Origin of the sequence: Mycobacterium ostraviense (genome assembly GCF_002705925.1) — a bacterium.
GTDB lineage: Bacteria > Actinomycetota > Actinomycetes > Mycobacteriales > Mycobacteriaceae > Mycobacterium > Mycobacterium ostraviense.
The window spans coordinates 5,237,515-5,261,125 of the sequence record NZ_NKRE01000001.1 but is presented as its reverse complement, the minus strand read 5'-3'; the positions used below and the strand labels follow the sequence as shown (position 1 = coordinate 5,261,125).

Here is a 23,611-nt window from a genome sequence, read left to right as displayed (position 1 = left end):
TCGGCGCCGCAACCCACAGCTAACCCTCGTCGAACGTGCACGTAGTGCGAAAAATCGCGCCGGAATTCGCAACGAATGCACGCTCGGGGCGGCTGATGAACCAGACGGGCTACAGATAACCCGTCTGGTTCACCAGCCGCACCGACGCCGCTCCATCGGCATAGAACTCGGCGATGCTCAGCGACGCCAAATCGAGGTGCAACCGGTACAGGATGCCGGCCCCGGCATCCAGGGCCAGCCGCAACAACATCTTGATCGGCGTGACGTGAGAGACCACCAGGACCGTGGCGCCCTCGTGCCCGGCGATGATCCGGTCACGTCCGCGACGAACCCGCTGCAGCACGTCGTCGAAACTCTCCCCACCCGGGGGCGTGGCACTGCTGTCACGCAGCCAGCGGCGGTGCAGCTCGGGGTCGCGATCGGCAGCCTCCGCGAAAGTCATTCCCTCCCATACCCCGAAGTCGGTCTCGACGAGGTCGTCGTCGACGCTCACCTCCAGACCCAGGGCCCGGGCCGCCGTCGTCGCCGTGTCATAGGCCCGCTGCAACGGCGAGGACACCACCGCCGCGATCCCGCCGCGCTGCGCAAGATAGCGGGCGGCCAGCCCGGCCTGCCGCCATCCCACTTCGTTCAATGCCGGGTTGCCCCGCCCCGAATAGCGGCGCTGCACCGACAGCTCGGTCTGCCCATGCCGCAACAACAGCAGCCGGGTGGCCGCACCGCGTCGGCCCGTCCATCCGGGAGCTGTCGGGGACTCCGTCGCAAGCTTTCGCGGCGGGTCGGCCACCGCCACCACCGACACGGCGGTCCTTTCCCCACGGCGGTTGGTGCGAACCGCGGCATCCATCGCTTCGTTGGCCAACCGATCGGCATAGGCATTCCGAGACCGCGGCACCCACCCGTAACTGATCCGGCGGAAGTGCCGTGCCAGCGCCTGCGCCTGCGCATGCAGTTCCACCAGGTCTGGGTGCTTGACCTTCCAGCGCCCGCACATCTGCTCCACCACCAGCTTGGAATCCATCAGGACCGTCGCCTCGCTGGCTCCCAGCTTCACCGCGTCGTCCAGGCCGGCGATCAACCCGCGGTATTCAGCGACGTTGTTGGTGGCCCGGCCGATCGCCTGCTTGGACTCCGCCAGCACGGTCGAGCGGTCCATGGTCCACACCACCGCGCCGTATCCGGCCGGCCCGGGATTGCCCCGCGACCCGCCGTCAGCTTCGATGATGACTTTCACTGCTCGAAACCCTTGACCCGCAATAGGATTGCGCCACATTCCGGGCACCGCAACACCTCGTCGTCGGCGGCCGCCGAGATCCGGGCCAGCTCGCCGCGACCGATCTCGATCCGGCAGGCACCACACCGATGGCCCTGCAACGGTCCGGCGCCCGGCCCTCCCCCGGCCCGCTGCCGCTCATAGAGGGCAACAAGGCCGGGGTTCAGCGAGGCGCTGAGTTCCTCGCGCCGCGACGAGCGTTCCCGGCGGGACTGCTCGAGTTCGGCCAGCGCGGCGTCCAGGGCTTGCCGGGCGCCGTCCAGTTCGCTGTGCAACTTCTCCAGTGCCGCCGACTCGGCGACCTGGCGGGCCTGCAGTTCCTCGCGGCGCTCCATCACCTCGAGCAGGGAATCTTCCAGGTTGGCCTGACGACGTTCCAGCGTCTCCAGTTCGTGCTGCAGGTCCGACAGTTGCTTGGCGTCCGTGGCGCCGGACGTGAGCAGCGACCGGTCCCGCTCCTCGCGCCTGCGCACCGCATCGATTTCCGCCTCGAATCGCGACACCTGGGCGTCCAAGTCCTCCACGGCGATTCGCACGGCGGCCAGCCGGTCACCGGCGGCGTTGTGCTCGATCTGTGCCCGCTCGTAGGCCTCTCGCTGCGGCAGATGCGTGGCCCGATGCGCGATCCGCGACAGCTCGGCATCCAGCTTCGCCAATTCCAATAACGAACGTTGCTGTGCCGCTTCGGCTTTCATGTCCCGTCTCCAGGTCTGGTGGCCACATTCCACGGATCGGTGCGGATGGTGGACACCCGCACCCGCAGCAACGCACCGAAATGGGACCGCAGCACGCCGGCGGCTTGGCCGCACCAGGGGAATTCGCTGGCCCAGTGCGCGAGGTCGATCAGGGCCACGGGCGAGGACCGGCAGTGCTCGTCGGCGGGGTGGTGCCGCAGGTCGGCGGTGACATAGGCCTGCACCTGCGCCGCGGCCGCGGTGCCCAGCAACGAGTCCCCGGCGCCGCCGCAGACCGCCACCCGCGAAACCGGCAGATCGGGATCACCGGCGGCACGCACTCCCCAGGACGTCGCGGGCAGCGCGGCGCAGACCCGGGAGACGAAGTCGCGCAGCGGTTCCGGCTGGGGCAGCGTGCCGATCCGCCCCAACCCGACGCCGGCCGGCGGCGGCACCAGGGTGAAGATGTCGAAGGCCGGTTCCTCGTAGGGGTGCGCGGCCCGCATCGCCGCCAGCACCGCGGCCCGCGCCCGCGCGGGTGCGACCACCTCCACCCGATCCTCGGCGACCTGTTCGACGGTGCCGATGGCGCCGATTGCGGGCGATGCCCCCTCCAGCGCGAGGAACTGTCCGGTACCGGTAACGCTCCAGCTGCAGTGCGAGTAGTCACCGATATGTCCGGCACCGGCGTCAAACACCGCCGCCCGCACCGCATCAGCGGACTCGCGCGGCACATAGATGACCCACTTGTCCTGATCGGCCGCCCTGGGCAACGGGTCAAGCACGCCTTCGACGGTCAGGCCCAGCGCCTGCGCCAGCGCGTCGGAGACCCCCGGCGACGCCGAGTCGGCATTGGTGTGCGCGGTGAACAGCGACTTGCCCGACCGGATCAAGCGGTGCACCAGCGCACCCTTGGGCGTATGGGCAGCCACGGTATCGACCCCGCGCAACAGCAACGGATGGTGAGCCAGCAATAGGCCCCCGTCGGGGACTTCGTCGACGACCGCCGCCGTCGCGTCCACGGCGACGGTCACCGAATCCACCACGTCGGCCGGATCGCCGCAGACCAGGCCGACCGAATCCCACGACTCGGCAAGACGCGGCGGATACGCCTGGTCCAGCACCTCGACGACGTCAGCCAACCGCACACTCATCGGCGCCTCCCGCCGTGCCCGCAACCGATGGCCTCAACCAGCCGCGGCCATTCCGCGCGCACCGCCGCGCGCAGGTATCGGTTGTCCAGGCCGACGAACGTATCGCAGCGGCGCACCGCAATGCTCTTGTGGTGCAAGTCATTTCGGATTCTCTCGGCATCCGGCATGGCGAACAGCACGAACGGCGCGCAACCGTCGACCACCGCGGCACCCACCGACTGCAGGCCGGCCACCATCGCCGCGCGCAGTGCCACCAGCCGCTGGGCGTCGGCGGCGGCTTCGGCCACCGCCGCAGGCGCACAGCACGCCGCGATGGCCGCCAGCTGCAGGGTGCCCACCGGCCAGTGCGGGCGCCGCGCGGTCAGCCGGGCCAGCACGTCCGGCGCGCCGAGGGCATAACCCACCCGCAAACCGGCCAGCGACCACGTCTTGGTCAGGCTGCGCAGCACCAGCACATCGGGCAGGCGGTCGCCGGCCAGCGACTCCGGCTCCCCGGGAATCGAATCGGCGAACGCCTCGTCGACGACCAGGATTCGTCCCGGCCGCCGCAGGGCCAGCAACTGCGCGCGGGTGTGCAACACACCGGTCGGGTTGGTCGGGTTGCCCACCACCACGAGGTCGGCCGCCTCCGGCACCGCCCCACCGGACAGCCCGAACGGCGGCTCGAGGACAACGTGGTCCACCGGGATTCCGGCGGCGCTCAGCGCCACCGCCGGCTCGGTGAACGAGGGTGCGATGATCGCCGCGCGCGCCGGAGCCAGGTTGGGCAACAACGCGAAACCCTCCGCCGCCCCGGCCAGGGGCAGCACTTCGTCACGGGTTCGGCCGTGCCGTGCGGCTACCGCCTGTTGCGCGCGGCGCACCTCGTCCACGCTCGGGTAGCGGGCCAGATCAGGCAGCCGGGCCGCCAGTACGTCGACAAGCCACTGCGGTGGTCGGGTGTCACGGACATTGACGGCGAAATCCAGCATGTCGGGCGCGACGGCCTGATCACCGTGATAGCGCGCCGCGAAAAGGCAAATCGACGCGCTGTGATCCAGATCCGCCACCAGTGAAACACTAGTGCGCCGGTGGACTACCGAGGCATCCGGCGTGGCCGGGGTTTGCGGCGGTCTCGTGCGCCGACTGGCGTTAACGCCGGTCGGTGCCGGACAACCCGCCGCATCACCGACAATGGAAGGCGTGACAGGTTCGATCGCGACCGATTCGCCCGACTGCGGCGCCGCCCGCCCCCCTATCAACGTCTCCGACGGCTCGCCACAGCTGGTGATCTTCGATCTCGACGGGACCCTGACCGATTCGGCACACGGGATCGTGGCCAGCTTCCGCCATGCGCTCGACCACGTCGGCGCCGCCGTTCCCGAGGGCGATCTGGCCGCCTGGATCGTCGGCCCGCCGATGGACGACACCTTTCGCGCGATGGAGCTCGGCGATCGTGTCGAAGACGCGATCGCGGCTTTCCGGGCCGAATACGGCGCCCGCGGCTGGGCGATGAACACCGTGTTCGACGGGATAGCGCCGCTGCTGGGCGATCTGCGCGCCGCCGGGGTCCGGCTGGCGGTGGCTACGTGCAAGCTCGAGCCGACGGCCCGGCGCATTCTGGCGCACTTCGGGCTGGAACAGCATTTCGAGGTCATCGCCGGAGCAAGTGGCGACGGCTCACGGAGCAGCAAGACCGAGGTGCTGAGCCACGCGCTTGCCCAGCTGCGGCCGCTGCCCGAGCGGGTCCTCATGGTCGGCGACCGCAACCATGACGTCGAGGGTGCGGCAGCCCATGATATCGACACCGTCGTGGTCGGCTGGGGCTACGGGCAGGACGACTTTGGCAGTGACGCGGCTGACGCCACCCTCGTCAGGCACGCTCGCACCATCGACGAGCTGCGGGAGGCGCTGGGTGTCTGATCCGCCAGCCTTGCACGTCACCTTCGTGTGCACCGGCAACATCTGCCGTTCGCCGATGGCCGAAAAGATGTTCGCCCATCAACTCAGGGAGCGCGGCTTAGGAGATGCGGTGCGGGTGACCAGTGCCGGTACCGGCGACTGGCATATCGGCAACGGGGTCGACGAGCGGGCCCGGCGGGTGCTGCGCGCCCACGGCTACCCCACCGAGCACCGCGCCGCGCAGATCGATGCCGGGCATCTGGCGGCAGACCTGGTGATTGCCTTGGGCCGCAACCACGCTCGGCTGTTGCGCCAGCTCGGTGTCGACGAAGCGAGGCTGCGCATGCTGCGCTCGTTCGACCCCCGCTCGGGCGCCCACACCCTCGACGTCGACGATCCGTATTACGGGGGGCACGACGACTTCGAGCAGGTTTTCGCCGTCATCGAGGCCGCGCTGCCCGGTCTGCATGACTGGGTGGACGAACGGCTGGCGCAGAACGGATCCCCGTGATGCCCAGACGGATGCCCAGACGGATTCCCAGCCTGGCGTTCCTGCTGCGGCCGGGATGGATAGCGCTGGCCCTGGTGGTGATCGCGTTCACCTACCTGTGCTTCACGGTGCTGGCGCCGTGGCAGCTGGGAAAGAACACCAAGACCTCCCGGGAGAACCGCCAGATCGACTACTCCCTGCACACCCCCCCGGCGCCGCTGAAAACGCTGCTACCACAACAGGATTCGTCGGTCTCAGATGCGCAGTGGCGCCGGGTGACGGCAACCGGGCACTACCTGCCGGACGCGCAGGTGTTGGCCCGGCTGCGGGTGGTCGACGGAGAGCAGGCGTTCGAGGTGCTGGCGCCATTTGCCGTCGACGACGGGCCCACCGTACTGGTCGACCGCGGTTACGTGCGGCCTGAGCCCGGCTCACATGTGCCGCCGATCCCCCGCCCGCCGGAGCAGACCGTGACCATCACGGCGCGGCTGCGGGATTCCGAACCCACCGCGCCGGGCAAGGAGCCGTTCACCAGAGACGGTTTCCCGCAGGTGTATTCGATCAGCACGACGCAGGTGTCGACGTTGACCGGGGTTCCGCTGGCCGGGTCCTATCTGCAGTTGGTCGAGGACCAGCCCGGCGGCCTGGGCGTGATCGGGATACCGCATCTGGATGCCGGACCGTTTCTGTCCTACGGCATCCAGTGGATTAGCTTCGGCATCCTGGCGCCGATCGGACTAGGTTATTTCGCCTACGCCGAGCTGCGGGCGCGCCGCCGCGAGCGACGCGAGCCGCCCCCGGCGGACGAGCCGATGACGGTCGAGGAGAAACTCGCCGACCGCTACGGCCGCCGCCGATAGAGCCCCGACGCCCAGCGCCGCCCCGGCCTGCACCGCGCGCGACAGCAGCACCGCCCGGCGCAGATCGGCGACCGTGGGCTGACGGCCGTCGCCGAGGGTGGGCCGGATCTGCAGCCCGTGGCGGTACCGGGTCGGCCCGCCGAGCCGCACGCCCAGCGCCCCGGCGAACGCCGCCTCCGCGACGCCGGCGTTGGGGCTGGGATGGCGTGCGGCGTCACGACGCCAGGCCCGCACGGCACCCGACGGCGATCCGCCGGCCAGCGGTGCGCACAGCACCGCCAGCATCGCGGTCGCGCGCGCCCCGGCATAGTTGGCTATATCGTCCAATCGTGCTGCGGCCCAACCGAATCGGAGATACCGTGGTGAGCGGTAGCCGATCATCGAATCCAGCGTGTTGATCGCGCGGTATCCCAGCACCGCCGGCGCGCCGCCGAGCGCCGCCCACAGCAGCGGCGCCACCAGCGCATCGGAGGTGTTCTCGGCGACCGACTCCAGCGCCGCGCGGGTCAAGCCGGGTAGGTCCAGCTCGGCCGGATCGCGCCCACACAACGACGGCAACACCCGTCGCGCCGCCTCGACGTCGCCGCGCTCCAAGAGCTCCGCCATCGCCCGGCCGGTCCGAGCCAACGACGTTCCACCCAGTGATATCCAGGTGGCCGTCGCCGTGGCCGCAAGGGACCGCACCCTGCTCGGACCTCGCTGCAGCACCGCGCCCAGCAGGCACACGGCACCGACCAACGCCCCGACGTGCGCCACACCGGCAAGCTTGCTGTCGCGATAGCTGGTCTGCTCCAACTTTGCGGCCAGGTGCCCGAACACCGCGACCGGATGACCGCGCTTCGGGTCGCCGAGGGCGAGGTCTGCCAGGTAGCCCACCAGGACGCCGGCGATCCGGGCCTGCCGCGTCGACGCAACCACCCCGGCAGCGTCTCATACGTCCGCTTGGTCGCGGCCGGGCCGCGTCACTTGCGGACTCGTCGACGGGGCAACGCCCCACTTGCCTTTTGGTGACAGGTTGGACCGGGTAACAACCGTCGCCCGACGGCTACACCACCAACACGGCGATCAGCGCAAGAACAATGACCAGCTGTGCTGCCAGCATCCACCACACTTCCCGGGTATGGCCGTACCCGCCCGGCGCGACTGACAGCTTGGGCAGGTCGGCCGCCGCAGCATCGATATCGCGGGGTGACGGTTCGATCGACATGCCGGGAATGTGCCCATTTTTAGGCGGGCTAACCTTCGGGCCGGTGAGAATGTCGTCGCATACCGCCGTCTCAGATCAGCTGCGCGCCGCGCGCCGCCCAGACGAAGCTACGCATCTCGGGCAGCTTCGCGGACAGCCGTTCGGCCACCAGACGGCCCGTCGCGTCGGCCTCGGCCACCGAGGTGGCCGGATCAACCCAGCCTTCCACCTCCACGCGCAACGTGCGCCCGGTCCAGCGGGCGCGGGCGTGGGCGTGGCTGACCCCCGGTGTTGCGGCGGCGACCGCCTCCGCGGTGGCGATGACAGCTGGATCCACTCCGTCGAGCAACCGGTTGCCGATGTCTGAGGTCACCTCCCAACCGACATGGCAGATGAATCCCGCCACCACGATGCCGGCAACGCCGTCGGCCCATCCCCAGCCCGCAGCGACCCCGCACAGACCCAGCAGCGCACCCGCCGACGACAGCGCGTCCAGCCAGGAATGCTTGGCGTCGGCGATCATGGTCGACGACTGGATTCGGCGGCCGACGACGAGCTTGTAGCGGGCCACCAGCTGATTGCCGGCGATGCCGACCGCCGCCGCGGCGATGCCCCAGCCCACGTGCTGGGTGGCTCCGTGCCGCAGCAGCTTGGCCACACTTTCCACTCCGGCAACCGCGGCGCTGGCCCAGATGACCAGCGCCACCCCGATGCCGGCGAGATCCTCGGCCCGCTCCAGCCCATAGGGATAGCGCTGGCTCGCCGCCTTCCGGGAGCTCCGGAATCCGACGAACACCACCAGACTCGTCGAGACGTCGGAAAGATTGTGCAGGGCGTCGCCCAGCAACGCCACCGACCCCGACACCATGGCGATCGCCAGTTCGATCAGACCCGTCAGCGCCAAACCGGCAGCGCTCAGCGCGACGGCACGATTGGCCCGGCGCCGCTCCGCCCGGTCGTCGAAGGTGTGCGCCAGGGGGAAACTGGCTGCCGGATCGCGCAGACCATTGATCACATGCATGCCCAATAGCGTGCCACTTCGTCCTCGGCGGACCGAGTGCGCGGCGGAACGTCAGCGCACCGTCGCGAAGAACCTGCGGACGTCCGTGACGAACAGATCGGGTTGTTCAAATGCGGCGAAGTGCCCGCCGCGGGGCATGGTCGTCCAGTGGGTGATGTGGTAGTTCGGCTCGCACCACCGCCGCGATGCCCGCAGGATCTCCTTGGGGAATGACGCGACACCGGTCGGCAATTCGACGCGGCCGCTCGGCCGGAAGCTCTTCATACTTTCCCAGTACAACCGGGCCGAGGATGCTGCCGTTGCGGTCACCCAGTACATCATCACGTTATCCAGCAGCTCATCGCGCGTGAGCACGTTCTCGGGGTGGCCGTCGCAGTCCATCCATGCCCAGAACTTCTCGACGATCCACGCAAGTTGTCCCACCGGGGAATCCACCAGGCCATAGCCCAGGGTCTGGGGCCGGGTGGCTTGCAGCTTGGAATAGCCGGTGCCCCACTTGCGGTGGTGGTCCAGGTCCTGCAACGCCTGCCGTTCGTCGTCGGTGGGCTCGTCGGCGGTGGGCCAGGCGATCGGCATGTTCAGGTGGATGGCCACGCAATGGCCTTCGGAAAGGCCGGCGTTGCGGCCGATCTGGGTGGTGACGGCCGCGCCCCAGTCGCCGCCCTGGGCGCCGTAGCGCCGGTAGCCCAAGCGCTGCATCAGCGTTTCCCAGGCGTGCGCGATCTTGTCGACCCCCCAGCCGGTGCGGCTCGGCTTGCCGGAGAAGCCGTAGCCGGGAAGCGACGGGCAGACGACATGGAAGGCGTCTTCGGCGCGTCCGCCGTGGGCGGTGGGATTGGTCAGCGGCTCGATCACTTTGTGGAACTCCACGATCGAGCCCGGCCAGCCATGCGTGATCAGCAACGGGAAGGCGTCGTCATGCGGCGACCGGTGATGGATGAAATGGATGTCCAGCCCGTCGATTTCGGTGATGAATTGGTCGAAGCGGTTCAGCGCCGCTTCGCGTGCCCGCCAGTCGTAGTCGTTGGCCCAGTAGGCGGCCAGGTCGCGGGTGTAAGCCAGCGAAATGCCCTGGCTCCAATCGTCCACACACTCGGCTTCGGGCCAGCGGGTGCGCGACAGGCGTGACTGCAGGTCATCCAGAACGTCGTCGGGGACGTCGATGCGAAACGGCCTCACCCGTTCATCGTGCCGTCCGGCACGCCGGAAAGCTCCGGAAAACCTATTTCTTGTTCGCTTCTTTGATCAATGTGCTGATCTGGTCGAGCAGTTCGCGCATGCCGGCGCGCATCGCGTCCACCGCGGCATACAGGTCCGCCTTGGTCGCCGGCTGCTGGTCCGCCGACAGCGGCCGCACCGGCGGTCTCGACTTCTGTCGTCCCGCGCCGTCGCTCTGAGAACCCGATAGCTCACCCACCCCCACGACACTGCCATACCCGCTCGTCAGCGACAACGCGGCGGGTGCAACGCCGCGGCAAGACCGGCTGGGATAGTCGGTGCAGCGGCTACCGGCAACGACCGATCGACCACCGACCGCTGCGCAGCACCCATCGCCGCGCCAGCACGGCCACGGCGAGGTAGGCGCACAACCGATTCTGGGCACCCTCCTTTTTGGCCGCCGGTGACTGCCTACCAAGCCCGCTGCCCAAGCTTTTTTCCGCGGCACCCATGAGCGGGATCACGATCGGGCTCGTGATCCCCAGGCCGATACCCAGCCCGCAGATCTGCGTCCGTTCTTGCCAGCGCGCCGCAAGCGGGCGCAATTTTCCACAGCATCGGCGGCGGCCGCAACGCTGGCGGCGGATGTAGTCATCCGGGTGGCGACCTCGCGTGCCCGGACCAGGTACTGCGGGGCAAGGATGGTACCCAGGTCCGCGACCAGCGACTCCCGACTAGCGCTGGAAAAGCGCCGGGCGGTGCCCACTTTCAGTCGTTTGACCACAGCTGCCCAGTACGGCTGATCGAAGCCCCTCCACAAGATCAACATGCGGACCCCGGCGCGCAGGCCCGCGGCTGTAGTCCCCGCGCCACCGTGATGCACGACCGCACGGCAGGCCGGAAAGATGGCCGCATGGTTCATCGCGCCCACCACCTTGACATGCTCGGAGTGGGGCAGATCGCTGAAGTCAGTCCCGCCGGAGCAAACCAACGCCCGCTCGCCCAACTGTGCGCAGGCCGCGCAAATCATGGCAAGCGTGTCGGCGGGAGATTCGACCGGTATGCTGCCGAACCCGAAGTAAATTGGCGGTGTTCCTGCGGCAATCCACGACACCACCTCCTCGTCGGCATCCGTCGGCAGTTCCATCGTCAGGGCGCCGACAAACGGCCTTAAGGGGTTAATGGGCCCATTCCATTTCGCCCATTCGGCTGCCAGCCCGGGAAAGCACATCTCGTCGTAAGCCTGGATTTCCAGCGATCCGCGTTCGGTGATCCGTCGAAACGCGGGGCTCGTTGCCTTCGGAAGGCCCAGTTCGCGACGCTGTACTTCCTCGGCCTTCTTGCGCATGGGCCAGACCAGCCACTCGCCCACCGTCATTGCGGCGCGAGCCAACGGAGCCGGCAGCAAGGGCTGGAGCTGGCCGTTTGCCCGCAGTGGGGCGAAATGCAATGTGGCCAACGGAATGTCGTAGTACTCTGCGACGTTGAACGCAACCTCCTGGTAAGCCATGCCGGTGAGTAGCAGGTCGGCCCCGTCCGCCAGCGACCTCAGCGTCGTGCTCATGTCCCCCCAGCACCAAGTACCCGACTCCGCGGCTTCCCGCCACAACCTACGCGAATCCGGAATCCTCCAGAAGTTGTCGAAGAGATTCCTGCAGAAGTCGCGGTGCGCGTCCAGCCAGCGGCGAGGATCCGGCCCGTAGGTGACCGCCGCAAGCCCAGCCGACTCGGCGAAGCCAACCAACTCAGGTGCGACAGCCATGCGCACGTCGTGCCCTCTGCGCAGCAGCTCACAGCCGATAGCGACGCAGGGCTCGACATCGCCACGCGTTCCCCACATTGCCAGCACAAACCTCATCGCGGATCTAAGCCTTGCACTTAGCTGCTATCTGCGTGATCTGCGAAATGAAACCGGCGGCCTCCAATCGCCGCCGGTTGTCTTTCTGCCACATCCTGCAAGTCATACGAAAGATCCTGCGCACAAAACACAAATTTGTCACCGTTTCGTCCGGATACCGGCGCCGCTGCCCCCGCGCACCGGCGATGTCGACCACTGCCGCGGTGCTCACGGAGACGGGGATCTTCCTCGCGACGCCTGGCCGGTAGCGAGCCAGTGCAGGGTCGCTTCATCAAGCTTCAAAGACAGTGCGGCCACGTTCTCCGCGAACTTCTCGGCCGTCGTGCAACCGACCACTGCAAACGCCTGGAGTGGGTGGCACAGCACGTAGGCGAGCGCAACCTGCGCGACGGTGACGTGATGCTCACGCGCGAACATCCTTGCGCGCTCAAGCCTTTGGATGTTGTCTTCGGTGCCGAAGTAGGCGGCACACCACCGGCTCACGCGGTTGCTGTCCGGATTCTTCGGATCGTAGTGATCAGAAAAAAATCCACGGGCAAGGCTGGACCACGCGAACACCGACAACCCGTGCGTCAAATACCATTCTCGCGCGGCCCGCTGGCCGTCGCCTCCCAGGGTGACAGCGCCAGGCCACGGAGGTCCCGTCCACTCAGCAAGGCTGAATTGAACGCCTGCCGCGCTAAATGGTTTGAGGCCGTTGCCGGCAGCAATCGTGTTGGCACTGGCAATTCGCTCGTGAGACCAGTTCGACGCACCTATCGCGCCGATCTTGCCCTCGTCAAGGTGACGGTTGAGCCGTTCGATGACCGGTTCGACCGCAGCTGCGGGATGGTCGTAGTGAAGCAGATACAGATCAATGAAATCCGTGCCGAGCGCCGTGAGGGACGCGTGCAGATCGTTCGACACATCAGAGGCAGAAAGCCGCGGACGTCCTGATGAGAGGCCGGGATGACATCCCTTGCTGATGACCACAACCTGGTCGCGGTTGTGGCGTTGCCGAATCCAGTCCCCCAGCGTCCGTTCGCTGTCCCGATATATGCGCGCGGTGTCGAATGAGTTGCAGCCGAGCTCGAATGACCGATCCAAGAGCGAGAAGGCCTGTTGCTCAAGGCTTCGATTGGGCAGCCACGGCAGTTCGCGGCCCCGCAATCGATCGGTGCCGAAGACGATCCGCGAGACCGGCCGATCAATCCCGATAACCTTCCCGTAGTCCATTTAGTTCACACGCTTCGCATAGTCACCAACTATGAACCGACACGCTCGAACCGTGAGCGCCATGATCGTCAGCGTGGGATTCTGGAAACCGGGGGAGACAAAGCAAGCGCCGTCGGTCACGAACACGTTGTCAGCATCCCAACACTGACACCACGAGTTCAGCACCGAGTTGTCGGGCTTGTCACCCATGCGCGCGCCGCCGGTCTCGTGAATGGCTGCCCCGGGCCATGAGGCGCCATAGTCCGCGAGGAACAGGGATCGAAACCGTCGCCTGGGAATGTTCCAGCGTCCGACATCGAGGTTCTTGTCAAGCTGCAGCCCGCCGGCGGCGGCAATTTCTGGAAGCTTCCGCTTCATGTGCGCAACCATATTGACGTCATCCTGAGAATGACTGCACTCGATTCTGGCTGCGGGGATTCCCCACGCGTCCTTGACGGTCGGGTCGAGCGAGACGTGATTTTCGTATCGGGGCCGCATTTCGCCGTAGGCGCCCATGGCCCACACCGGCGTGCCACGCCCAATTGCTAGCTGAATCCCGTAGCCACCAGGAAAGTTCTTCGACTCCTTTTCACAAAAGCTCGGAATGTAAAGGCCCGTTCCCGCAAAGTCGAACCCATCCTCGTTGACAGCAGGCTCGACATCCCTTTGAGGCACCGTGCCGGCCTGCGCATATGCAATGTGGTCGCACAGATAGCGACCGAGATGGCCCGACGATCCGCCAACACCCGACGGATGCTTTGCAGATTCCGAGTTCAACAGGATCCGCACGCTCTCGATCGCCGACGCGCACAAGACGACCACCCCTCCGTGAACTGCCTGCGCGTTCTTAGTCAATCGCTCGATGTATTCAACGCCGGTCGCCTTCCCCGACCGCGCATCGATCAGCAGTCGGCTCACGATGGCGTCGGTCCGAACCTCGAGGCGGCCAGTTGCCAGAGCGAGCCTGATCGGAAGCGGAACCCTGTTGCTGTCGTACTTGATGTTCCTCGCATACGTCACGCGCACGTTCGGAAGTCGTTTCTCGACATTGGCCAAAAACGCTTCTTCGATCTTTGTCGTTTTCGCGGGCCCGATGAACTGTCCGTCCGGACAGTTGGGAATGTCTGCGGGCTTCCCATAGACACCAAGCGTCCGTTCGACGACATCGTAGTACGGCGCCAAGTCTTCGTAGGACAACGGCCAGTCGAGGCCGTCTCCACGGACACTGGCGGCTTTGAACTCGTAATTCGACATGCGCGGTGCATGTCTCCACCACGTGTGCAGGCGACCGCCGAGTTGCCGGCCCCTAAACCATAGGAATGTATTGCCCCGCACAGTGGTATAGGGATTCTCCTTGTCGCTGACGTAAAACTGCTTGGTGGTCTTCGAGAAGGATGCGCATCGCGCCTGGACCGGCTGGCCTTGAATCGCCGATTTGACCCGCCCTGCGATCCCCATCACGCCCACCTCCGCGTCGGCAGCAAAGTCATGGGCGATGTCCAGGTTCCTGCCGGCCTCGAGCAAGACAACCTTCAAGCCACCTTCCGTCAACTCCTTGACAGCCCAGGAGCCAGCTGCTCCGGAGCCGACGACGATGGCGTCATACGTTGATTCACTGTTCCCCATACGTGCGTTATCTCGTTTCTGCGTGCTTATCTCGTTCGCCACTGGGAGCGGCTACCGTGAGCGGGTCCTCGGCTGTTTGCGAGAGGTCATGTCCGAGAAGATGTTTCGGTGCGGATCGAGCACCACTTCGATTCGATAGCGGTGTTTGCTCCCAGGCTGTGGCGGCCTCGATGAGGCCGCGGATGAGCTCCGACAAGTAGCGAACGAGACTTGCCGGATCACCTGCCGTGATCATTCGTGTCGCGAAACGTGTGCGCACTCGAGGTGGTCGCGGCATCCCATTTGGGCCAGCCTTGACGCATGTGGCTCACGTAAAAGCGGATCCGCTCCTGTGCGACCGCCTCATTGCGAAAGAGTGCGATTTCCGGATCGTCGGCGGATGGCAGGAACGAGAAACAGTGATCTCCGCGCAGCTTGCGAATCGATACATTCAGGTGATGGGACAGCACGAACGACATCCAGTAGTCGTCGACGAGTGCGGTTTCAAGCCTTCGCATGGGATATGCGCCGATACGCGCGAGGATGGCTCTCGGTAGCAAGCAGTTATCGGCGTGCATGAAGTGTACGAGCTGTTCAGGTTCGGATTCGTCGCTAAATACCAGAGATTCATGGCCCGTCCATACGCGCTCGGGATGATCTTCGTCGAGTGCGTGGGGCAGGAACCGGTGCCCGCGAAAACACAACACCTCGCCGCCATGGCGTTTGTGCGCCGCGACAAGCTCGCGGAGGTAACAGGGCTCTACCAATACGTCGTCGTCGCACACGACCAGGACATCACTTCGCATGATCGCGGGCATCGCGAGACGAATGCGGCACAATAAGTTTGCGCTGGAGTGAATGACGCGGAGGTCGAGATCGTTGTCGAACCGAGCCGCAATCCGATCGACATCCTGAGCTGACTCGGCATTATTGTTCCAAAGGACGAACTCGAACGAGCCATCGAAATCCTGTCGTGTGAATCGCTCGAGCACCGCCGATAGCGTGTTCGTCCGCCGGTAGGAGCACATCATCACGGTCACATCACGCGGACGAAAGCTCCCCAGTTGCTTCGGCGGAATGGGCAGATCACGATAGATCGCCGTGCGCTGCAGGTTCTCGAGAAAAGCGCTGCCCGTGATCTCTTCCTGAATCGGCAGCGCAGCCAGGTGACGAGATCCGGCGACAAGACTTTCTTCGTCGCGAAGCAATGCGGCAGCTTCATCCAACGTGTCGTAGAAGAGCGGGTAGTCCGCTCCGAGATATTCCTCAACGCCGGCAAGCCGGTTGATGATCAACGGCGTCGCGCGCGCCAGGCACTCGACCACGGTGGTGTTTGCAAATGCATCAACAAGATTCAGGAATACGATCGAGCGGGCGAGAGTGTGCTCGTAGGTGGCCGAATCGACCCGATCGCGCACCTCGACGCTGCCGTTGTCAGCGATTCCGAGCGCTTGCGGATCGAACCCCTGCGGAGCGAACAAAATCTTCCTACGATCGCCGGCATCCAGATCATAAAACGACTGGTAATTGCGCAGGAACGTGCCGATGAAATGGACCTCACGAGGCCCGGTTCGCGTCGCCTCAAGTGTCCAGTACGTCATCGGAGTCGGAGTCGGGTAGCGGACCAGACCGATCGGCACTGTTACACCGAGGTTGTTTAATGCGCTCCGCACGTACTCCGAGAGCACCCACATCCCACGACAGTGCGGAAGGCTGGCCCGCCACGCTGTCATCTGCGCCGGGCGCTCGTCGTGCTTTGGAACTTGGTGTACGAAGCCAACCCACGGTTCTCGGATCGGTCCGTGAAAGTAGAACTCCTCCTCGACGGCGGTCACGCAGCGTATGCCATTTGGATCATGGAGTTGCTTGGTCAAGAGTTCGACGACCCAGCGCCACCCGCCGTTGTGATGCGGCCAGGAGATCGGCCGCATGATGTTCAAACGCGCAGAACTCATCTGCGCGCTCCGCGTGCAACCCTATGCAGCACCGCTGCCACTCTTGCCGGGACTGATGCGGGCATCCCAATGAAGGAAGGCAGGTAAAAGCCGTGCTCCCAGAGTCGCTCGGAATTAGGGAATCTGCCGTTTGCGGTATGTATTGGCGGCTGGCGATGCACCGGGGTGAAGAACCGGCGCGTCTCGATTCCTGCGGCACGCAGAGCACGCTGGGCTTCTATCCGGCTTTCTAGAAACCGGCACGGATTGAACACGATCCCGTAGACCCAGTACACGTTGTGGCACCAATGGCCGCGTGGTTGGCGTTCGATGCCCGGAATATCGGCGAGCGCTTCATCGTAGGCTGCCGCATTCTCGATGCGAGCCTGATTTGCGTCATCGAGATGACGTAGCTGGGCGAGCCCGAAGGCTGCCTGCAGCGCGCTCATCCTGAAGTTGTAACCAAGCGCTTCGTGCGTGAAGCGCGATTCCTCATCGGTGCCGAAGCACAGATTGCGCTTCCATCGCAGCTTGTCCGCGAGTTCAGCCGAGTCGGTGACAATGACTCCGCCTTCGCCGGTCGTGATCGCCTTGTTTGCGTAGAGGCTGAAGCAGCTCAAATCTCCAAATGTGCCGACTTGGCGCGATCCGACCGTCGCGCCGAGCGCCTCTGCCGCGTCCTCCACGAGGGCGACCTTGTGAGCGCAGGCGATGGCCCGCAGTTCCTCGATACGCGCGGGATGGCCGTAGGTATGCACTGCGAGAATTGCGCGGGTGCGCGGCGTGATCGCGGCACGCGCGCTGTTGACGTCGAGGTTCCACGTGTCGTCGGCATCGACCGGAATTGGTCGCGCGCCGCGCCGCACGACCGCAAGGATGCACGAGAACATGCAGAAGTCGGGAACGATCACCTCGTCGTCTGGACCGATACCGAGCACATCGAGCGCGAGTTCGAGGGCACACGTACCGTTGACTACCGCGATCGCGTGGCCGATCCCGATGCGTCGTGCGAATGCTCGCTCGAACTCGTCGACGACAGGGGTCGACGCCGAGAGCCAGTTGGCATCAAGGATGCGAGCCAGCTCCGAAATCTCATCCCCCCAGACGTGGGGTTTGCAGACAGGCACGAACTCATCCACGGATCGTGACTCCACGGCGCTCGAACGACCACATGCGACCGTTGCTCTCATACCAATCCACGGTCCGCCGAAGGCCGGTGTGCAGATCGACTCGCGGCAACCACCCGGTGAGCTCGCGTAGTCGGGTCGGATCACAGACGAAGCACTCGATGTCTCGCCTGCGTAGCCGCCCCGAGTCCAGCTCGATGTCGACGCGTTCGTAGCCGTACAGACGTCCGACATGCTGCGCGAGATCGGCGATCGTGACTGCGCGCCCGCTACCGACGTTGACCGGGGTCGCGTCGACTGGTCCACATTCCATGAGCCGGACCAGCGCACGGGCAGTGTCTTCGACGTATGTGAAATCCCGGGAGGCCGCCACGTTGCCAAGGCGAAGCCGCGGTCCACGATGAAGCTGGCTGATCAGCTCGGGCACGATGTAGGGATGCGTTTCGCGAGGTCCGTAACAGTTGAAGATCCGCGCGAGTACGACCGGGAGGCCATGTTCTATATGGATCGTGTGACAGGCCCGATCCGCGGCGACCTTCGATACGGCGTAGGTGTTAACCGGACAGCAGGGAAGCGACTCGTCGATGGGGCGATCGTGGCCGACGAGCCCGTATACCTCCGTCGACGACACGTAAAGCACAGCCTCCACCATGGCATCGCGGCTGGCCAGCAGGACGCTGACAGCAGCCGCGGTGTTGTTGTCGAAGAACCGCGCCGGGTGGTCGTAGGCATCGGGCACAAACGTGTCGCCGACGCAATTGAAGACGAACTGCACGCACTCGCGTCGCAAAACGTCGTACAGATGCGAGCGGTCCCTTGCATCACCCTCGACGACGACGACGCCGGGACCGAGATTGTCCACATGGCTGGGCGAACCATGGAGGAAGTTGTCGTAGACAATCACCCGGCAGCCCAGAGCGAGCAATTCACGAACTAGCGCCGAGCCCACGAAGCCCGCGCCACCTGCCACCATCGTGGAGCTATTTTCGATAGTCACAATGACGTGATCCATCCTCGAAGAAAGCCGCCCATCGCGATCCCGGGCAGCGGCGGGCGAGGACCCTGCAGTTGCCAGCTTGATGGCGAACCTCGGAGTCGTTGTCGAGGGCTGTGTTCAGCGTCATCGAGCCAGTTCGGTGATGCGCGACGAGGGCGTACACCGTGCGGACCCTCATACCTGTTCCTCCTGCGGTGCGATGCGCAACCGTGGCGTCCAGTGCGAAGGGCGACGCCGCGTGCCACTCAGGATGTCGACCAGCAACACGGAAAAGCCCAGGGACGTGGCCCAACAATTAGCTCGATCGCGCGACCCTTCGGGTGGCAGTTTAAGCGGTGAGTGCCGGTGTTGGCGGGGTCTTATTGTGGCGGGATTTTCGAGGTGGGCTTCCCTACGTAGCGTAGAGACGTCGCTTTGCGGGAGCGATGGCGATGGCCCGCCGAGCGAGAGCAAACGCGATGAGTTCGAACGGCCGCGCAATGAGGACGCCGATCAGACGGTGGAGCACGATATGTTCAAACGCTCGGCCGTCGAGTGCGGAAATCTGCATCGCCACCCACCGAGGGCCAGCCTCACGGAAACGACACGAACTCACCCCACGGTGATAACGCCAACTACCGGTGCACGCTCATTTCCGCAAAGCGGAATTTAACCAAAACTTTGAACGAGCGCTGGGGTACCCAGTTATTGCGCCTGGCAGACGAACAAAGGGCGCCAAATTGAATTGACTCCTTCGAGATCTACGGCGCCTATAATTTCTATTACTCGAAAGTTTTTTTCAGCTTCAGCTCGTACCTGCTCCAGCGGAAATGATATTTCATATATATTGTCGCAATGTAACCGAAAGCGGCCGTCTGGTTCTTTTTCGAACACCTTTATTTCCCAGTTGAATACCTGGTCCAGTTTCTTCACGTCTGTGATCATGTAATTTTCCCCCAGCACACGACCCCACGGCGGATTAGAGGCGGTCCACCCTTCGAGATGCTCGATTGAGTTCATATCAAAGATAAACAACCCGCCCTGGTTCAGATGTTTGCGCGCGTTGGCAAACGTAGCGCACCAACTCTCCCAGTCAGGTAGATGGTTGATCGAGTCGTATACACAAAGAACAGCGTCGAATCTCTTCCCGAAATCTAGTTTGGCAATATCTCCGACTCTTATATCAAAATCAGGCAGTTTTTGCTTCGCTACCGCAATCATCTCAGGAGATAAATCCACGCCTGAAATATCATATTTCCGCGATAAGCCCTCTAGAATCATTCCAGTGCCGCTGGCAAATTCGAGAATGGTTTTTGCGGTGGGCGCATATTTTTCGATCAGGCTTTGCAAAAACTCTGCTTTAATGGGCCTATGGATCGAAATGGCGTCATAAAATTTTGCAATTTCACTGTAGGGCGCCACGCGCATAAGTGTATCGTGTCGGTGATCGGATGGCCTTGCGTCAGATAAAACAGGATCCAGTCCCACGTCGGGACGCCTTGCCGCCGGGTGCGGTATGCCCCCGGCCAACTGAACACAGCCGGACCGTACATACCGAATTCTGAACCGGGAAGTTGCGCCGAACGGCGCGATACCCGGAACTCGTACCCGAGAACGGGCAGGATGAATCCCATGGCCGCAATCACCACCGAGATGTTCCTGGAGAACACAACCGAGTTCGTGGCGCGGGCGCATGAGCTCGACCGCATTAAAGACCTGGTGGCGCGGCAACCGAAGACCATCGCCGCGGCGGCACGGCGCGCACATAAGGGCGTCTTCAATAATTTCGTCGACGGGATGCCCCGCATAATCCCGATGATCGCCGGATGGGCGCGGGGCGCGCACATTGCCGATCTGGATGGCAACGAGTTCGTCGATCTGGACAGTGGCAGAGGGGTCAACTTCCTTGGACACTCGCCTGAGGTCGTGACCGACGCTGTCCGATCGATGCTGGGCAGCGGTTTGACGGTCGCGGCCGGTCACGAGGTCGAGACTGCGCTCATGAGTCTTCTTCTCGAGAGCGTCCGCTGGGCGGAGGGCGGGTTTCTCAGCAACTCCGGCACCGAAGCCACGATGCATGCTCTCAAGCTCGCGCGGGCGTTCACAGGACGGCCGCTCGTCGCGACGTTCGAGCACTGTTACCACGGGCACCACAATGACGTTCTCGTAGCCAGGCTGCCCGACGGCTCGACTCGACCGGGCATGCCGGGGGTCGCGCCGTCGGTAGCGTCGTCGACGATCGTGCTTCCTTACAACGAGACAGCGTTCGAGGTGATCTGCGCGCGCGCCGCGGAACTCGCGTGCGTCATTCTTGAGCCGATCCGGTCGAGCTGGCCGCAATTGGATCGAGAGTTCCTAGTCGGCCTACGGAAGCTGACCGCGGAGCACGGCATCGTGCTGGTCTTCGATGAAATGCTCTCCGGGTTTCGGTTTCGCTTCGGCGGGACCCTCGACGCGGAGGGCATCACCCCGGACCTTGCGACCTTCGGGAAGATTATCGGTGGCGGGCTGCCCATCGGCGCGACGCTGGGGCGCTCCGACATCATCAAGATGGCGGTCACGACGGGCGACTACATGCGTGACATGCGGACCCGCACGCACATTCTTGGAACCTTCTGCGGCAACATCGTCTCGTGTACGGCCGGCCTCGCGCAGCTCGAATACATTCGCGATCACCAGGAAGAGGTCTATCGAACGATAGGCGCGGCCGCCGATCGATTCGCCGTTCACCTCGAGCGGTTGCGCGACGACGCGGGATATCCGATCGCGGTTCGACGGTACGAGTCCCTGGTGCGACCGTTCTTCGGCGCCATGTCGACCGACAATTTCGTGGAGTTGGTTCATCCGGCGCGAAACGCGGTTGGCGAGTACATGTGGACGTATTATCTGCGCGCGGCGGGTGTCCACGTCCCCGAATTCCTCTACCCGTTCTTCACGTACGCGCATACCGCTGACGTCATGGACGTCGTGTGCGACGCGGTGACCCAATCGCTCGAGGGGCTCAGGAAAGACGGGTTCATCTGAGGTCGAGCGCGTCTAGCTAGGACGCGGTCCTAGAGCAACCCGAGCAGCTGCAAGTCGGTAACGTACTTAAGGATGACCGGCGCCGAGACGTGCGGGATGTCCGGATTGTCCTTGTCGGGGCCGATCTTCGCTTTTTGCACCGCTGCGCGGAACCGGTCAGTCGGCGCAAGCGATCCCCACATCGGCTCAGCGGGCTGCAAATGCGTGGAACTATGCGGCGAATCGGAATTGAGCAACGGCAACTTCCACAACTGCGAATGCTGGCGCTGTCGATCCGGCAGGGCACGCAGGGCGGTCTCAAACCGCTGTAACCACTCCCCAAAGTCGGCGATACGGTGAATCGGGTAACCGGCCTCGATCAACCAGTCGACGTACTCGTCGAATCCGATTCCGTCATCGTGGGGGTTCATCACGTGGTATGTCTCAAACCCGTCGACCACCCGGGCACCCAGCGTCGCGATCGCCTCAGCGACGAATTCGACGGGTAGCCCGTCGAAGTGGGCACGTTGCCGGTTGCCGTCCGCGTCGAGCTGGTAGAACGAGCCGGGCGCGAGGCCGGTAGCCACCAGGGAAAGCATCAACCGAGTGAAATTGTCCGTCAGGTTGAGCTGACCCGCGTAGGTGATGTCGGCCAGGATCATGTCGCAGCGGAACACCGCGACCGGCAGCCCGCATAGGTCATTGGCCTCACACAGCAGCACCTCGCCGGCCCACTTGCTGTTGGCATAGCCGCTGTCGATCGTGCGGGTAGGACTGATCACCCGGATGTCGGCGTCCTCGGTGAACGCCGACGGCTCGACCTGGTCGCCCACGCTCGCCGTCGACACAAAAGCGTAGGGCTTGATCTTCGCGGTGAGCGCGAGCCGGATCAGCTCGGCGGTGCCGACGACGTTGGGCCTGAACAGTTCCCGGTAGGGCAGCACGTGGTTGACCACGGCGGCGGGGTCGACGATCAGATCGACGGTGTCGGCTAGCCGCTGCCAGGGCTGCTGGTCCAGGCCCAGGTGGGTTTTGCCCTTGTCCCCGGCGATGACCTCTAGATGATCGGCGGCCAGTTCGTGGTAGTGCCGCAGTAGTTGCGGGTCGCCGCTGTCGAAGGTCTTGTCCAGACGACGCCGCCCATCCTCGTTGGACTCGGCTCGCACCAGACAGATCAGCGTGCCGTCGACCCGGTCCATCCGCTCCAGCCATTCCAGCGCCAGGTAACGCCCGAGGAAACCGGTCGCGCCGGTTAGCAGGACCGTCCGCGTCTCGGCGCTCGAGCATGGCAAGGTGGCGGCGGTGGTCAGTGTCGTGGCATCGATGAACTTGTCCAGCGTGAGATCGCCGGCATGCACCTCGGTAGGGTCGCGGCCGTGCACGGACGCGAAGCTGGGCATGTTGGCCCCGGGCTTTCGCTCGGCCTCGGTGCCGTCGACGGGATCTTGTAGATCCCTTGCCGGGCCCACGGCGGGCACTATTTGTTCCGCCGGGCTGGTGTGTGCGCCCAACTGTCGACTCAAGCTCCGTACGGACGGCGCGTCGAATAAGCTGCGCACCGAAACGTGGGCATCCAGGCGGACGTTGATCGTCGCGATCACCCGCATCGCGGTGAGGGAATTGCCGCCCAGGTCGAAGAAGGAGTCGTCGACGCCGACGCGCTCGAGTCCGAGTACCTGGGCGTAAATGCCGGCCAGGATTTCCTCGACCGGGGTGGCCGGAGCGCGGTAACGATCGCCATCGCGGTACTGCGGTGCCGGCAGGGCGCGGGTGTCGAGCTTGCCGTTGACCGTCAACGGCAGCTCATCGAGCACCACCACCGCCGCCGGCACCATATAGGCCGGCAACCGTAGAGCCAGCGCGGCGCGGATCGTGGCCGGCTCAGCTGTCCCGGTGACATACCCCACCAGACACTTCTCACCAGGGCGGTCCTCGCGGGCAATGACCGCCGCCTGCTGCACCCCAGCCAGCCCGCACAACACCGCCCGGACTTCACCACACTCGATGCGGTATCCGCGGATCTTGACCTGCTCATCAGCGCGCCCCACATAACGCAACTGCCCATCAGCACCCCACCACACCAGATCCCCGGTGCGATACATCCGTCTTCCCGCACCGCCGAACGGACACGCCACAAACCGCGACGACGTCAACCCCGCCCGCCGCCGATCGGTGCGCCGGTGCCGGGGGCGGGGTTGTTTGTGTTGGATGGGTGGT

The 23,611-nt window shown here is 64.8% G+C and carries 20 protein-coding genes and 1 pseudogene; 4 read left to right on the top strand and 17 right to left on the bottom strand.

Annotated elements, in window-relative coordinates:
- Positions 1-109: 109 nt before the first annotated feature.
- Genes CDN38_RS24445 through cobC form a run of 4 tightly spaced genes read right to left on the bottom strand, consistent with a single transcriptional unit; the run spans position 110 to position 4,150 of the window.
- On the bottom strand, positions 110-1,234 hold the full coding sequence (locus CDN38_RS24445; RefSeq protein ID WP_099319236.1) for a bifunctional RNase H/acid phosphatase: 1,125 nt from the start codon (positions 1,232-1,234) through the stop codon (positions 110-112).
- Positions 1,231-1,968, bottom strand: a complete 738-nt coding sequence (locus CDN38_RS24440) for a zinc ribbon domain-containing protein (RefSeq protein ID WP_099319235.1) — start codon at positions 1,966-1,968, stop codon at positions 1,231-1,233. Before CDN38_RS24440 ends, CDN38_RS24445 begins: the two co-directional genes overlap by 4 nt.
- Positions 1,965-3,101: a Nif3-like dinuclear metal center hexameric protein gene (locus tag CDN38_RS24435; protein WP_075512804.1), complete on the bottom strand. Its 1,137-nt coding sequence runs from the start codon at positions 3,099-3,101 to the stop codon at positions 1,965-1,967. The genes CDN38_RS24440 and CDN38_RS24435 overlap by 4 nt, the downstream gene beginning before the upstream one ends.
- On the bottom strand, positions 3,098-4,150 hold the full coding sequence (gene cobC, locus CDN38_RS24430; RefSeq protein ID WP_075512803.1) for an Rv2231c family histidinol phosphate aminotransferase CobC: 1,053 nt from the start codon (positions 4,148-4,150) through the stop codon (positions 3,098-3,100). The genes CDN38_RS24435 and cobC overlap by 4 nt, the downstream gene beginning before the upstream one ends.
- A gap of 217 nt (positions 4,151-4,367) precedes the next feature.
- Here cobC and CDN38_RS24425 point away from each other — a divergent pair, with 217 nt between their 5' ends.
- The 3 genes from CDN38_RS24425 to CDN38_RS31255 are packed head-to-tail and all read left to right on the top strand — an operon-like array spanning position 4,368 to position 6,332.
- Entirely contained in the window at positions 4,368-5,003 is a 636-nt protein-coding gene (locus tag CDN38_RS24425; RefSeq protein WP_075512814.1) for an HAD hydrolase-like protein, read from the top strand.
- Positions 4,996-5,493: a low molecular weight protein-tyrosine-phosphatase gene (locus CDN38_RS24420; RefSeq protein ID WP_075512802.1), complete on the top strand. Its 498-nt coding sequence runs from the start codon at positions 4,996-4,998 to the stop codon at positions 5,491-5,493. Before CDN38_RS24425 ends, CDN38_RS24420 begins: the two co-directional genes overlap by 8 nt.
- 23 nt (positions 5,494-5,516) lie before the next feature.
- Positions 5,517-6,332: an SURF1 family cytochrome oxidase biogenesis protein gene (locus tag CDN38_RS31255; protein ID WP_233027115.1), complete on the top strand. Its 816-nt coding sequence runs from the start codon at positions 5,517-5,519 to the stop codon at positions 6,330-6,332.
- Here the strand turns inward: CDN38_RS31255 and CDN38_RS24410 are convergent.
- The 12 genes and pseudogenes from CDN38_RS24410 to CDN38_RS24360 form a co-directional block, all read right to left on the bottom strand.
- Positions 6,314-7,250, bottom strand: a pseudogene (locus CDN38_RS24410) (cobalamin biosynthesis protein). The gene CDN38_RS31255 and the pseudogene CDN38_RS24410 sit on opposite strands and share 19 nt — an antisense overlap.
- 127 nt (positions 7,251-7,377) lie before the next feature.
- Positions 7,378-7,539, bottom strand: coding sequence for a hypothetical protein (locus tag CDN38_RS29700; protein ID WP_161951687.1), 162 nt, complete (start codon positions 7,537-7,539; stop codon positions 7,378-7,380).
- Between the two features lie 70 nt (positions 7,540-7,609).
- Positions 7,610-8,539 carry a cation diffusion facilitator family transporter gene (locus CDN38_RS24405; protein ID WP_075512800.1) on the bottom strand — a complete coding sequence of 310 codons (930 nt, stop codon included), beginning with the start codon at positions 8,537-8,539 and terminating at the stop codon, positions 7,610-7,612.
- Between the two features lie 51 nt (positions 8,540-8,590).
- Entirely contained in the window at positions 8,591-9,718 is a 1,128-nt protein-coding gene (locus CDN38_RS24400; protein WP_075512799.1) for an epoxide hydrolase family protein, read from the bottom strand.
- Between the two features lie 43 nt (positions 9,719-9,761).
- Entirely contained in the window at positions 9,762-9,956 is a 195-nt protein-coding gene (locus CDN38_RS29070; protein WP_142361326.1) for a hypothetical protein, read from the bottom strand.
- 261 nt (positions 9,957-10,217) lie between these two features.
- Positions 10,218-11,555 (bottom strand): glycosyltransferase, encoded by a 1,338-nt coding sequence (locus CDN38_RS24395; RefSeq protein WP_075512798.1) that lies wholly within the window; start codon positions 11,553-11,555, stop codon positions 10,218-10,220.
- 207 nt (positions 11,556-11,762) lie between these two features.
- Positions 11,763-12,770 (bottom strand): aldo/keto reductase, encoded by a 1,008-nt coding sequence (locus tag CDN38_RS24385; RefSeq protein WP_082277354.1) that lies wholly within the window; start codon positions 12,768-12,770, stop codon positions 11,763-11,765.
- Entirely contained in the window at positions 12,771-14,417 is a 1,647-nt protein-coding gene (locus tag CDN38_RS24380) for a GMC oxidoreductase (protein WP_244307480.1), read from the bottom strand.
- 176 nt (positions 14,418-14,593) lie between these two features.
- Positions 14,594-16,309, bottom strand: a complete 1,716-nt coding sequence (locus CDN38_RS24375) for a glycosyltransferase (RefSeq protein WP_082277353.1) — start codon at positions 16,307-16,309, stop codon at positions 14,594-14,596.
- The gene (locus CDN38_RS24370; RefSeq protein WP_075512794.1) at positions 16,306-17,427 is read right to left on the bottom strand and encodes a DegT/DnrJ/EryC1/StrS family aminotransferase; all 1,122 of its coding nucleotides are present in this window, start codon (positions 17,425-17,427) and stop codon (positions 16,306-16,308) included. The genes CDN38_RS24375 and CDN38_RS24370 overlap by 4 nt, the downstream gene beginning before the upstream one ends.
- Positions 17,420-18,412 carry an NAD-dependent epimerase/dehydratase family protein gene (locus tag CDN38_RS24365; RefSeq protein ID WP_161951686.1) on the bottom strand — a complete coding sequence of 331 codons (993 nt, stop codon included), beginning with the start codon at positions 18,410-18,412 and terminating at the stop codon, positions 17,420-17,422. Before CDN38_RS24365 ends, CDN38_RS24370 begins: the two co-directional genes overlap by 8 nt.
- Before the next feature lie 684 nt (positions 18,413-19,096).
- Positions 19,097-19,813 carry a class I SAM-dependent DNA methyltransferase gene (locus CDN38_RS24360; RefSeq protein WP_161951685.1) on the bottom strand — a complete coding sequence of 239 codons (717 nt, stop codon included), beginning with the start codon at positions 19,811-19,813 and terminating at the stop codon, positions 19,097-19,099.
- 258 nt (positions 19,814-20,071) lie between these two features.
- On the opposite strand from CDN38_RS24360, the gene CDN38_RS24355 reads away from it, so the two are divergent.
- Positions 20,072-21,415, top strand: a complete 1,344-nt coding sequence (locus tag CDN38_RS24355) for an aminotransferase class III-fold pyridoxal phosphate-dependent enzyme (protein ID WP_161951684.1) — start codon at positions 20,072-20,074, stop codon at positions 21,413-21,415.
- Positions 21,416-21,444: 29 nt separating this feature from the next.
- Here CDN38_RS24355 and CDN38_RS24350 read toward each other — a convergent pair.
- On the bottom strand, positions 21,445-23,611 hold a 2,167-nt coding region (locus CDN38_RS24350), incomplete at its 5' end, for an SDR family oxidoreductase (protein ID WP_142361370.1).